This window comes from Variovorax sp. GW821-FHT09D04, assembly GCF_059416405.1.
Genome location: NZ_JBWKPA010000009.1, coordinates 111477 through 124072 on the forward strand (window position 1 = coordinate 111477; position 12596 = coordinate 124072).

The window sequence follows — 12596 nt, forward strand, 5'->3', positions numbered from 1 at the left end:
GTAAATTCCGGCGGAAAGGGTCAATAACCGCAAGGACTGCACACCAAATGTTCGCCCGACATCTTGCCTGGTGAGGAATTAATTCCTCGTTTCCCAATTGTTTTGTCCGTGCCTGTGCACGGGCATGGTGGTGCTGTCCGCGTGGCAGCGCGCCTGTGATCCCGCTTGTCTTTTCTTGTCGTAACGAGGTCGTATGCCCAGTTCAAAGAAGCCTGCTCCTTCACTTGCCAAAAGCGCCAAGAGCGTCGCCACCAAGCCCGCAGCAGAGAAACCGCTGAAAGCCGGTGCCAAACCGGCAACCAAGACGGCTGCCGCCGCGTCCAAAACGGCAGCCGCAACGAAAGTGAAAACCGTGCCCACGAAATCGACCTCTCTCGACGATCCCAAAAAAGCCGCGGCCACTGCCACGGCTGCCCCCGCTGCCAAGAAAGTTGGCCGTCCGCCCAAGGCCGCCGGCGCTGCCGCTGCGCCCGCCACCGGCGCCAAGCGCGGGCGCAAGCCCAAGGCCGCCAAGGAAGCCGGCGAGAGCGACATCGACCTGTCGGACATCGAGGAAGACCTGGCCGGTGACGAGCCCGCGGCCGTCGCGACCACCGAAGAGAAGGTCAAGCCGCTGCGCATGAAGATCAGCAAGGCGAAGGAACGCGCCTTGATGAAGGAGTTCGGCCTCGACGAGACCGTGCTCTCCGAAGAAGACCTGGCCAAGCGCCGCTCGCGCCTGAAGACCCTGATCACGCTGGGCAAGACCCGCGGCTACCTCACGCACGGCGAAATCTCCGACCACCTGCCCGACAAGCTGGTCGACGCCGAGACCATGGAAGTCGTGGTCACCATGCTCAACGACATGGGCGTGGCGGTGTACGAGCAGACGCCCGACGCCGAAACCCTGCTGCTGAACAACACCGCGCCCACCGCCACCACGGTGGAAGAAGCCGAGGAAGAAGCCGAAGCCGCTCTCTCCACGGTGGACAGCGAATTCGGCCGCACCACCGACCCGGTCCGCATGTACATGCGCGAAATGGGCACGGTCGAGCTGCTGACGCGCGAAGGCGAAATCGAAATCGCCAAGCGCATCGAAGGCGGCCTGATGGCCATGATGGAAGCCATTTCGGCCTCCCCCGCCACCATCGCCGCGATCCTCGAAATGGCCGCGACCATCCGTGAAGGCAAGGTCGTCATCTCGACCATCGTGGACGGCTTCTCGAACCCCAACGAGGCCGACGACTACGTGGCCGAAGAAGACTTCGACGAATTCGACGAAGAAGACGACGACGACGGCAAGGGCGGCTCCAAGGCCCTGACCAAGAAGCTCGAAGAACTCAAGAACGAAGCCCTCTCGCGCTTCGACCGCATCGCCGAGATGTTCGAGAAGATCCACAAGATCTACGAGAAGGAAGGCTACGGCACGCCCGCGTACACCAAGGCCCAGCAGGCCGTGTCCGACGAGCTGATGACCATCCGCTTCACGGCCAAGACCATCGAGAAGCTGTGCGACCTGGTGCGCACGCAGGTGGACGACGTGCGCAAGAAGGAACGCGAACTGCGCCGCATCATCGTGGACAAGTGCGGCTTCCCGCAGGACGAGTTCATCCGCGACTTCAGCGGCTTCGACAAGAACGGCAACCGCATCGCCTCCAACCTGCTGAACCTCAAGTGGGTCGAGAAGCAGGCCGCGGCCGGCAAGCCCTGGAGCGCCGTGCTCGCGCGCAACATCCCGCCGGTGCAGGAACTGCAGCAGAAGCTCACCGACATCCAGTCGCGCGTGGTGGTGCCGCTGACCGAGCTCAAGGACATCAACAAGCGCATGAACGAGGGCGAATCGTCCTCGCGCGATGCCAAGAAGGAAATGATCGAGGCCAACCTGCGCCTCGTGATCTCCATCGCCAAGAAGTACACCAACCGCGGCCTGCAGTTCCTGGATCTGATCCAGGAAGGCAACATCGGCCTGATGAAGGCGGTCGACAAGTTCGAATACCGTCGCGGCTACAAATTCTCGACCTACGCGACGTGGTGGATCCGCCAGGCGATCACGCGCTCGATCGCCGACCAGGCGCGCACCATCCGCATCCCGGTGCACATGATCGAGACGATCAACAAGATGAACCGCATCTCGCGCCAGCACTTGCAGGAGTTCGGCTTCGAGCCCGACGCCGGCATCCTGGCCGCCAAGATGGAGATCCCGGAAGACAAGATCCGCAAGATCATGAAGATCGCGAAGGAGCCGATCTCGATGGAAACCCCCATCGGCGACGACGACGATTCGCACCTGGGCGACTTCATCGAGGACAGCAGCAACACGGCCCCCATCGAGGCCGCGATGCAAGCCGGCCTGCGCGACGTGGTCAAGGACATCCTCGACTCCCTCACGCCGCGCGAAGCCAAGGTGCTGCGCATGCGCTTCGGCATCGAGATGAGCACGGACCACACGCTGGAAGAAGTCGGCAAGCAGTTCGACGTGACCCGCGAGCGCATCCGCCAGATCGAAGCCAAGGCACTGCGCAAGCTGAAGCACCCGTCGCGTTCCGACAAGCTGCGCAGCTTCATCGACACCCTGTAATCCAGGTTCGCTGAAGCCCAAGCGCCCGCCTTGCCCCTCACCCGGGCGGCGGGCGTTCTCGTTTTTCCACCGACACACTACAAGTACAACGGAGCCGCCTTTCCATGAATCCCGACGCAGACAAACTCTGGCAGGCCCCGCGCTGGGCGCTTGCCGTGCTGCTCGCCGTGCTGGGCATGCTCGGGCCCTTCTCCATCGACACCTACATCCCGGCTTTCTCGGGCATCGCGAAATCGATCGGCGCCACGCCGGCCGAGATGCAGCAGACGCTGTCGGCCTACCTGTTCGGCTTTGCCTTCATGAACCTGTTCCACGGCGCGCTGTCGGACAGCTTCGGCCGCCGGCCCGTGGTGCTGTGGGGGCTGGCGGTGTTCACGCTGGCCTCGCTGGGCTGCGCGCTGTCGCAGAACATCACGCAGCTGGTGCTGTTCCGTGGCCTGCAGGGCCTGTCGACCGGCGCCGGCATCGTGGTGTCGCGCGCCGTCATCCGCGACATGTTCCCGCCGGCCGAAGCGCAGCGGGTGATGAGCCAGGTCACGATCTACTTCGGCGTCGCGCCGGCCATCGCGCCCATCGTGGGCGGCTTCCTGTTCGTGCACGCGGGCTGGCACTCGATCTTCTGGTTCCTCGTGGCCGTGGGCGTGGTGCTGTTCGTCGCCAACTACAAGTTGCTGCCCGAGACGCTGCACAAGGACCACCGCCAGCCCTTCCAGGTGCGCCACCTGATGCGCGGCTACCGCGACCTGTGCTCCGACCCGCGCTTTCTCTTGCTGGCCTTCGCGAGCGGCGTGCCCTTCAACGGCATGTTCCTCTACGTGCTGGCCGCGCCCGCGTTCCTGGGCGACCACCTGGCGCTGCAGCCGCAGCAGTTCTTCTGGTTCTTCCTGCTGACCATCGGCGGCATCATGCTCGGCGCGCGCGCCAGCGGCCGCATGGCCGGCAAGGTGGCGCCCAAGCGGCAGATCCGTGACGGCTTCCTGATCATGATGGTCACCTCGGTGGTCAACGTGGTGGCCAACATCTTCTTTCAGGCGCACGTGGCCTGGGCCGTGTGGCCGCTGGCGGTGTTCGCCTTCGGCTGGGCGCTGATGGTGCCGGTGGTCACGCTGCTGGTGCTCGACCTGCACCCCGAGCGCCGCGGCATGGCCTCGTCGCTGCAGGCCGTGATCGGCTCCACCGCCAACGGCGTCGTGGCCGGCGCGGTGGCGCCGCTGGTGATGCACTCCACGCTGGCACTGGCCCTCACCTCCGCGCTGATGCTCACGATCGGGCTGGTCGCCTGGGTCTGGCTGCACCACCGTTGGCCCGACATCGGGCGTCGGGTGGCACACGAAGAAGCCTGAAGGGGACGGGGGATGCGATTCGCCGCACTGTGGACTTATCTGCGCGCCTGGCTCCCGGGCCCTTCCAACGTCAACGCGCGCGAGCGCCTGCGCGCCGTGGGCGGCGCAGGCATCGGGCTGCTGATCACCGGCCTGCTGTGCCGCTGGCTGTCCGTGCCGCTGGAGCATGCGGTGTGGCTGGTCGCGCCGATGGGCGCCACCGCCGTGCTGGTGTTTGCCGTGCCCGCCAGTCCGCTGGCGCAGCCCTGGTCGGTGATCGGCGGCAACACGCTGTCGACGCTGGTGGGCATCGCCTGCGCCAGCTGGATTCCCGACACCGCCGTGGCTGCCGCCGTGGCCGTGGCGCTGGCCATCGGCCTGATGTTCTTCACGCGCTGCCTGCACCCGCCCGGCGGCGCGGCGGCGCTGCTGGCGGTGCTCACGCACACCACCGATTTCTCGGCGGCGCTGTTCCCGGTGCTCGTGAACTCGCTGCTGCTGGTGCTGGCTGGCGTGGCCTACAACACGCTCACGGGGCGGCGCTATCCGCACGTGCAGGTGGCGCGCCCGCCCTCGCCCGACGCGCGCTTCAGCCAGGCCGACATCGACGCCGTGCTGGCGCGCTACAACCAGGTGCTCGACATCAGCCGCGACGACCTCGAGTCGCTGATCCAGCAGACCGAGCTCGAGTCGTACAAGCGCCGCCTGGGCACGCTGCACTGCGCCGACATCATGTCGCGCACGCCGATCTCGGTGGAGTTCGGCACGCCGCTGCAGGAGGCCTGGACGCTGATGCACCAGCACCGCATCAAGGCACTGCCCGTCATCGATCGCACGCGCCGCGTGGTCGGCATCGTCACGCAGGCCGACTTCTTCCGCCAGCTCGACCTGCAGCACCACGACGGCATCGCCGGCCGGCTGCGCGACCTGATCCGCGCCACGCGCACGGTGATGTCGAACAAGCCCGAGGTGGTCGGCCAGATCATGACGCGCCAGGTGCGCGTGGCCAGCGCCGACCGGCCGGTGGTCGAGCTGGTGCCGCTGTTCTCCGAAGGCGGCCACCACCACATTCCGATCATCGATGAAGAGAAGCGGCTGACGGGGATGATCACGCAGTCGGATTTCGTGCGGGCGCTGTACCGCGCGGTGAGTCCGGCGTAGGGCCCGCACGTTGCCTTCCCCTTCTCGCGAAGGGGAAGGCGCAAGACCTTCATTCCAGCACCACGTTCGCCTTCTTCACCAGCGCCGCATAGCGCGCGGCCTCGCTGCGGAAGTAGCTCGCGGCCTGCTCTGGCGACGTGGGCTTGACGATGTTGCCCTGCTTGTCCATCGCCTCGCGCACCTCGGGCGCGGCAAAGGCGGCCACGATGGCCTCGTGCACGCGCTTCACGTCGGCCGGCTGCATCTTCGGCGGGCCGATCACCGCGAACCAGCCTTCGACCGCGTAGTTCGGCAGCCCCTGCTCCGCGATCGTCGCAATCTCGGGCGCGGCCGGTGAGCGCGCCGGGCCGCACAGGCCGATGGCGCGCAGTGCGCCGCTCTTCAGATGCGGCTGCACCGCCGGCAACGCGACCACGCCCATCTCGACCTGCCCCGCGATCATGTCGGTCACCATCGGCCCGGTGCCCTTGTACGGAATGTGCCGCGCCTTCACGCCGGCCTCGTCCATGAACATCTCGCCCGCGAGGTGGATGATCGTGCCGTTGCCCGACGAGGCGTAGTTGTAGCCCTCGGGTTTTGCGCGCAGCAGCGCCACCAGCTCCTTCACGTTCTTCGCCGGCAGCTTCGGGTTCACGGCCAGCACCAGCGGCGTGGCGCCGACCACGCTGATGGGCGTGATGTCGGCGATGGCGTCGAAGGGCATCTTCTTGAACACGCTCGGGTTGATCACGTGGTTGTTCGACACCATGCCGAGCGTGAACCCGTCGGGCGGCGCCTTGATCACGGCCGAGGTGCCGGTGATGCCGCCGGCGCCCGGCAGGTTCTCGATCACCACCGGCTGGCCCAGCGCCTTGCCGAGCGCGACCGAGGCGGCGCGCGCAATGGCGTCCACTCCCGAGCCCGCGCTGATCGGCAGGATGAAGCGCACGGGCTTGTCGCCGCCCTGCGCGAACACCGGGCGGGCGGCCGACAGCACGACCGCCGACGCCCCCAGGCCGAGCAACGCACGGCGGTTGAATGAAGAAGAGGAAAACGGAATCGGGCTCATGGGTCTTGTCTCTCTTTGTCTTTGTCGGTGCTTGAAGGATCAGGCCACGGCCGCTTCGGCATGCAGCGCCTCGACCTGTTCGTGCGCGTAGCCCAGCTCGGCCAGCAGCGCGCGCGTGTGCTCGCCCAGCGTCGGCGGATGCAGGCGCACGCCCAGCCGCTCGCCGCCGAGCGTGATCGGGAACAGCGTGGTCTGCGCCATCTCGCCGGCCCGCTCGCCGTCGGGCAGGCGGATGTCGGCGAGGCCGCCGGTGGCCTGCAGGTGCGGATCGGCATACAGGTCTTCGGGCCGCGTGATCGGTGCGAACGGCAAGCCCCGCGCCTCGAAGATCGCCGACAGCTCGGCGGCCGAACGGTCGGCCAGACGCGTGCGCAACGCGGCCAGCAAGGTCGGGCGCAGGCGCACGCGGTCGTTGTTGGTCTGCAGCGTGGCGTCGGCCTTCAGGTCGTCGAAGCCCAGCGCATCGCAGAAGGTCTTCCACTGCGCGTCGCTCACGGCCGCCAGGAAGATCTGCTCGCCGTCCTTCACGGTGAACACGTCGTACAGCGCCCAGGCCGAGATGCGTTCGGGCATCGGCGCGGCCGCCTGCCCCGTGATGGCGTACTGCAGCATGTGCTGGCCGACCAGGAACACGTTGTTCTCGAACAGCGCCGACTGCACCTCCTGCCCCCGGCCGGTGTCGGCGCGCTGCATCAGCGCGGCGATGGCGCCGATGGCGCCGAACATGCCGCCCATGATGTCGTTCACGCTCGTTCCCGCGCGCAGCGGATCGCCGGGGCGCCCCGTCATGTAGGCCAGGCCGCCCATCATCTGCACCACCTCGTCGAGCGCGGTGCGATGCTCGTACGGGCCGGGCAGGAAACCCGTGTGGTTCACGTACACGAGGCGCGGATTGAGCTTGCCCAGCGCGGCATAGCCCAGGCCGTACTTGTCCATCGTGCCGGGCCGGAAGTTCTGCGCCACCACGTCGGCCGTGGCGCACAGGCGCAACGCGGCCTCGAGCCCCTGCGGATGGCGCAGGTCGAGCGCGATGCTCTTCTTGTTGCGGTTGAACATCGGGAAGAAGCCCGCACCCGCGCCCAGCAGGTGCCGCGTGCGATCGCCGTCGATGGGCTCGACCTTGATGACCTCGGCGCCCAGGTCGGCCAGCACCATGCCGCAGGTCGGCCCCATGACCATGTGCGTGAACTCGACCACGCGGATGCCCGCGAGCGGCAGGCGTTTTTCTTCCGTGCTCATGCCGCGACGCCTTCCGCCGGTGCAAAGGTCTTCGGAAAGCCCGCGCGCCACACCGTGCCCTGCAGCGTCTCGCCGTCGAGCCAGCCGGCCACGCGCTGTCTCAAGTCGAGCAGCTTCGGCAGGTCGACACCCGTCGCCACGCCCATGCTCTCGAGCATGAAGACCAGGTCCTCGGTGTCGACGTTGCCGCTCGCGCCCGGTGCATGCGGACAGCCGCCGATGCCGGCCAGGCAGGCGTCGAAGCGCGTGATGCCGACCTCCAGCGCGGCGTAGACATTGGCCAGGCCCAGCCCGCGCGTGTCGTGGAAATGCCCGCACCACAGGCGGTCGCCCGCGATGCGCAATGCGCGCTCGAACAGGCTGCGCACCATGGCCGGATCGGCGTAGCCCACCGTGTCGGCCAGGCTCACGCGGTCGGCGCCGGCGTCGAGCAGCGCCTGCATCAGGCGCAGCACCTCGTCGGGGTCGACATGGCCCTGCAGCGTGCAACCGAAGGCCGTGCCCACGCCGCCGTCGATCAGCGTCTTCGAGCCCGTCGCGTCGCGCGCCGCGCGGATGCGGCCGACCTCGGCCACCACCTCGTCGGGCGTCTTGCGCAGGTTGGCCAGGCTGTGCGCGTGGCTGGCCGACAGCGGCACCATCATCAGGTCGGCCTCGCCCGCGATGGCGCGCTCGGCGCCCTTCAGGTTGGGCACCAGCACCGAGGCGAAAAGCCCCGGCAGCGTCTTCGCAAAAGCCAGCAGCTCGGCCGTGTCGGCCAGCTGCGGCAGCAGGTGCGCCGGCACGAACGAGCCGACCTCGATCTCGCGCTGGCCGGCCGCGTGCGCGTCGCGGATCCATTCGAGCTTGCGTGCGGTGGGCAGCACGCGGGCAATGCTTTGCAGGCCGTCGCGCAGGCCCACTTCGCGGACGACCGCGCACGGCGGCAGGAAGGCGTGAATCAAGAGGGTGTCTCCGTCGTGAGGAACTGAATGACGCCGATCGTAGAAGTTCCGATTCAGTCGTGAAGGTATATTTTGGAAGCCATCGGCTTCCAAACTGGAACTTCATGAGAGACCTCGACCTGACCACCCTGCGCCTGTTTGTCGCCGTCTGCGAGAGCCGCAGCATCGCGCGCGCGGGCGAGCAAGCGAACATCGTCGGCTCGGCGATCAGCAAGCGCCTCGCGCAGCTCGAAGACACGGTCGGCACGCCGCTGCTGCTGCGCAAGCGCCGCGGCGTGGTGCCCACGCCGGCCGGCGAAACGCTGCTCGAACACGCACGCGCCATGCTCGGCAGCGCCACCCGCATCGAGCGCGACATGGCCGCCTACGCGGGCGGCGCGCGCGGGCATGTGCGCATCCTGGCGTCCGCGTCGGTCATGGCCGAATCGCTCGCCGAGGACGTGGCGGGCTTCCTGCAAGACCCGGCGCACCGCAACATCCGCGTCGACATGGAAGAACGCGTGAGCCCCGAGATCGTGCGCGGCATCCGCGAGGGCATCGCGTCCATCGGGCTGTGCTGGGACGCGGCCGACCTCGACGGGCTGGAGCGGCGCGACTACCGCTCGGACCACCTGGCCATCGTGGCCCACCCGTCGCACCCCGTGGCCCGCCACGACGCGGTGCGCTTCGAGCAGGTGCTCGACCACGAATTCGTCGGCATGCCCGCGCTCAGCGCCGTGCAGCTGATGCTCGCGCGCGAGGCGGCCGTGGCCGGCAAGCCGCTCGTGTACCGCGTGCTGGTGTCCAACTTCGATGCGGCGCTGCGCGTGGTGCGCGCCGGGCTGGCCATCAGCGTGGTGCCGGCAGAGGTCGCCCGGCCCTTCACCGAGGCCTTCGGACTGCGGCTGATGCCGCTCACGGACGACTGGGCGCGCCGGCGCTTCGCGATCTGCTTTCGCAGCGAGGCGGCGCTGTCGCCCTCGGCGCAGCTGCTGGTCGCGCACCTCGAGCGGTGCGCCACGGACCGCGCGGAAGCCGCCTGATTCGTCCGATAACCGAAACGATCCATTGTGCTGGCGGTGGTTTTTGTTTCGTTTCGCGCAACCTAACATTCGGTCTGTTCACGCTGTCACCCTCAACTCAACCGATCGAAAGACACCGCCATGTTCCGCAGAACCCTCGTTGCCGCCGCCGCCCTGTCCGCCGCATTCGCCCTCGCGCCGCTCGCCGCCCAGGCTGCCCAGCCGCTCAAGATCGACGTCTACAACCCCGGCACGAAGTCGATGTTCCCTGTGTCGTCGGTGCTGGTTGCCGGCGCCACCGACGCCGTGCTGGTCGACGCTCAGTTCCAGCGCAACGACGCGCAGGCGCTGGTGCAGAAGATTAAGGACAGCGGCAAGAAGCTGACCACGGTCTACATCAGCCACAGCGACCCCGACTACTACTTCGGCCTGGACGTGATCCGCGCCGCCTTCCCCGACGCCAAGATCGTCGCCACGCCGCAGACCGTCGCCGCCATCCAGGCATCGAAGGACGGCAAGCTCGCGCACTGGGGCCCGATCCTCAAGGACAACGCGCCCCAGGCGCTGGTGGTGCCCGAGCCGCTGGCCGGCGACAGCCTCGTGCTCGAAGGCAAGAAGATCCAGGTCGTCGGCCTGGACGGCCCCTCGCCCGCGCGCACGTTCGCGTGGATTCCCTCGCTGAAGGCGGTGGTCGGCGGCATTCCGGTGTCGGCCAACATCCACGTCTGGGTGGCCGACACGCAGACGGTGCAATCGCGCCGCGACTGGCTCAAGACCCTCGACCGCATCGCCGCGCTGCATCCCAAGACCGTGGTGCCCGGCCACTACCTGCCGAACGCCGACGGCTCGGCACCCTACACCGTGGCGTCGGTGAAGTTCACGCGCGACTACCTGAAGGCCTTCGAAACCGAAGCAACGAAGGCCAAGGACTCGGCCGCGCTGATCGCCGCCATGAAGCAGCGCTACCCGAAGCTCGAGGACGCCTCGTCGCTCGAATTGGGCGCCAAGGTCATCAAGGGAGAAATGAAGTGGCCGCAATAACCGACAACAACGGCGATACCGCCACCCTGCACTGCATCTTCGATCCGCTGTGCGGCTGGTGCTACGCCGCCGCGCCGCTGGTCGAGGCCGCGCGCACCGTGCCGGGCCTGCGCGTCGAACTCCACGCCGGCGGCATGATGACCGGCGCCAACCGCCGCCCCATCACGCCGCAGTGGCGCGACTACGTGATCCCGCACGACCGTCGCATCGCCGAACTCACGGGCCAGCCCTTCGGCGAGGCCTACTTCGAAGGCCTGCTGCGCGACACCGCCGCGGTGATGGACTCCGAACCGCCAATCACCGCCATCCTCGCGGCCGAATCGCTGCGCGCGGGCGGCGGGCTGGACATGGCGCACCGGGTGCAGCAGGCCCACTATGTCGAGGGCCGGCGCATCGCGGAGGCCGGCGTGCTCGCCGAACTGGCGGTCGAGCTCGGCTTCGACGCCGAAGACTTCGCTGCGGCCTTCGAGCAGCACACGGGTGACGCGACCGCACAGCACATCGCCGCGAGCCGCGACTTGCTGCAGCGCGCGGGCGGCCAGGGCTTTCCGACCTTCGTGCTGGCGCAGGCCGACGGCAGCGCCGGCCGCATCGACATCGGGCCGTGGCTGGGGCGTGCCGACGACTGGAAGGCGCAGCTCGCCACCTTCGTCGCACCGGCGCCTTCTGCAGCTGCGCCGGAAGCCTGCGGCCCTGACGGCTGCGCAATCTAGCCGCATCGCCGGTCTGGGCCGGCGATGGCCCCGTTCGCCACAGAACGGGGCCGATTCGGGTATGCCGCCATCAAATGAGAACTATTCTCGACAATAATTCTCCTGCGATTCGCGCGCCACACCCCAGCCCATGTCCGCCCAACTCTCCTCCAGCCCGCTGCTGAAAGCCTTCCAGGACAGCTACCAGGAACTGGTGCGCTTCATCGCGCGCCGCACCGGCAGCCCGCACGAGGCGCGGGAACTGGCGCACGACACGTGGGTCCGGCTGGCCGAGCGTGCGCAAGCGCGGGACGACACCACCGCCGACCCCGCCCCGCCCGAGGCCGCCGTGCGCGCCTACGTCTACACCGTGGCAGAGAACCTCGCCATCGACCACCTGCGCCGCCGCCAGCGCAGCGCGGAGCGCTTCAGCCCCGCCCCCGTCGACCTCGACACCGGGCTGACGACGGGACACGACCACCACAGCACACGGGACGTGGCCGATGGCGTCGCCCACCGGCAGGCACTCGACGCGGTGGATGCCGCGTTGCGGGCCCTGCCGCCGCGCAGCCGCGACATCTTCCTGGCCGACCGGCTCGACGGCGCCTGCCATGCCGAACTGGCGCGCCGCCACGGCGTGTCGATCAAGACCGTGGAGCGCGAGGTGATGCGGGCGCTCGACAGCGTCGAGGCCGCGCTGCACCGCTGGCGCGGCGACGTGGCGCCGGCGCGCACCGGGCGGCGCCGCGCGCTGTCGGCCCTGCTCGGCGTGGGCGGCCTCAGCGTCGGCAGCGCCGCGCTCTGGCAGGCCTGGCGCCAGTGGATGCCCGGCTACAGCGCCACCCTGGCGACCGCCATCGGACGCATCCAGGCGCAGGCGCTGCCCGACGGCAGCCGCCTCACGCTCGACGCCGCGAGCCGCGCCGAGGTCCAGTACTTCGCCGCGCGCCGCACCGTGCGGCTGCTGGCCGGCAGCGCGTTCTTCGACGTGGCGCGCGACGAGGCGCGCCCCTTCATCGTCAGCGCGCTGGGCCACGAGATCACGGTGCTGGGCACGCGCTTCGAGGTCGCGCTGCAGGACGGCGGCGTGCGCGTCGCGGTGGAATCGGGCCAGGTGCGGGTGCGCAGCGCGAGCGGCGACGCGCGCGTGCTCGGCGCGGGCGACCGCGCCTTCATCGACACGGCGCATCAGCTGTCTGCGGCCCAACCGGCCGCGAACGCCGTGAACAGCGCCGTGGCCCCGTGGCGCGACGGCTGGCTCGACTTTCATCACCAGCCGCTCGGCGAGGTGGTGGAGCGCCTGGCGCGCTACAGCCCGCGCCCCCTGCGCGTGGCGCCCGAGGCCGCGCAACTCCCGGTGTTCGGGCGCGTGCGCATTGCCGAGGCGGGCACCTGGCTGCGCCTGCTGCCCAACAGCCTGCCGGTGCGGGTGCGCGAAGACGACAGGGCGGAGCGTGCCCTGGTCATCGAACGCCGCCCGATCTCCTGACGCCGGCATCCGCCTGCTGGCCTTGCCTTGTCTTTCTTGCGATCTGCATGAGGGATTGCGCTCGCTCGGTCGTATCAGTCCATGGAGCCCGGAACAACCGCC

Annotated in this window: 9 protein-coding genes and 1 pseudogene; 7 read left to right on the plus strand and 3 right to left on the minus strand. The window is 68.7% G+C overall.

Features of this window, described 5'->3' with window-relative positions:
- The first annotated feature begins 193 nt into the window (after positions 1-193).
- From rpoD to AC07O4_RS24500, 3 genes are all read left to right on the plus strand, one after another.
- Entirely contained in the window at positions 194-2557 is a 2364-nt protein-coding gene (gene rpoD / locus AC07O4_RS24490; RefSeq protein ID WP_493192884.1) for an RNA polymerase sigma factor RpoD, read from the plus strand.
- Between the two features lie 104 nt (positions 2558-2661).
- Positions 2662-3900 carry a multidrug effflux MFS transporter gene (locus AC07O4_RS24495; protein WP_062470580.1) on the plus strand — a complete coding sequence of 413 codons (1239 nt, stop codon included), beginning with the start codon at positions 2662-2664 and terminating at the stop codon, positions 3898-3900.
- Between the two features lie 12 nt (positions 3901-3912).
- A complete protein-coding gene (locus AC07O4_RS24500) occupies positions 3913-5040 on the plus strand; it encodes an HPP family protein (protein ID WP_495305891.1) in 1128 nt (375 codons plus the stop codon).
- A 49-nt stretch (positions 5041-5089) separates the two neighbouring features.
- On the opposite strand, the gene AC07O4_RS24505 is transcribed toward AC07O4_RS24500, so the two are convergent.
- From AC07O4_RS24505 to AC07O4_RS24515, 3 genes are read right to left on the minus strand one after another with little or no spacing between them, the layout of a single operon-like run.
- Entirely contained in the window at positions 5090-6088 is a 999-nt protein-coding gene (locus AC07O4_RS24505; RefSeq protein ID WP_095950667.1) for a Bug family tripartite tricarboxylate transporter substrate binding protein, read from the minus strand.
- 39 nt (positions 6089-6127) lie between these two features.
- Complete coding sequence (locus AC07O4_RS24510) at positions 6128-7327, minus strand: CaiB/BaiF CoA transferase family protein (RefSeq protein WP_495305892.1); 1200 nt, start codon at positions 7325-7327, stop codon at positions 6128-6130.
- Positions 7324-8271 carry a hydroxymethylglutaryl-CoA lyase gene (locus tag AC07O4_RS24515; protein WP_495305893.1) on the minus strand — a complete coding sequence of 316 codons (948 nt, stop codon included), beginning with the start codon at positions 8269-8271 and terminating at the stop codon, positions 7324-7326. Before AC07O4_RS24515 ends, AC07O4_RS24510 begins: the two co-directional genes overlap by 4 nt.
- 104 nt (positions 8272-8375) lie before the next feature.
- Here AC07O4_RS24515 and AC07O4_RS24520 point away from each other — a divergent pair, with 104 nt between their 5' ends.
- The 4 genes and pseudogenes from AC07O4_RS24520 to AC07O4_RS24535 all read left to right on the plus strand — a co-directional run bounded on the left by AC07O4_RS24520 (position 8376) and on the right by AC07O4_RS24535 (position 12494).
- Positions 8376-9293 (plus strand): LysR family transcriptional regulator, encoded by a 918-nt coding sequence (locus AC07O4_RS24520; RefSeq protein ID WP_495305894.1) that lies wholly within the window; start codon positions 8376-8378, stop codon positions 9291-9293.
- A 120-nt stretch (positions 9294-9413) separates the two neighbouring features.
- Positions 9414-10307 (plus strand): annotated as a pseudogene (locus tag AC07O4_RS24525) (MBL fold metallo-hydrolase); the annotation flags it as partial.
- Positions 10301-11026 (plus strand): DsbA family protein, encoded by a 726-nt coding sequence (locus AC07O4_RS24530; RefSeq protein ID WP_495305895.1) that lies wholly within the window; start codon positions 10301-10303, stop codon positions 11024-11026. The pseudogene AC07O4_RS24525 and the gene AC07O4_RS24530, both read left to right, overlap by 7 nt.
- Before the next feature lie 130 nt (positions 11027-11156).
- Positions 11157-12494 (plus strand): sigma-70 family RNA polymerase sigma factor, encoded by a 1338-nt coding sequence (locus AC07O4_RS24535; RefSeq protein WP_495305896.1) that lies wholly within the window; start codon positions 11157-11159, stop codon positions 12492-12494.
- The last annotated feature ends 102 nt before the right edge of the window (positions 12495-12596 follow it).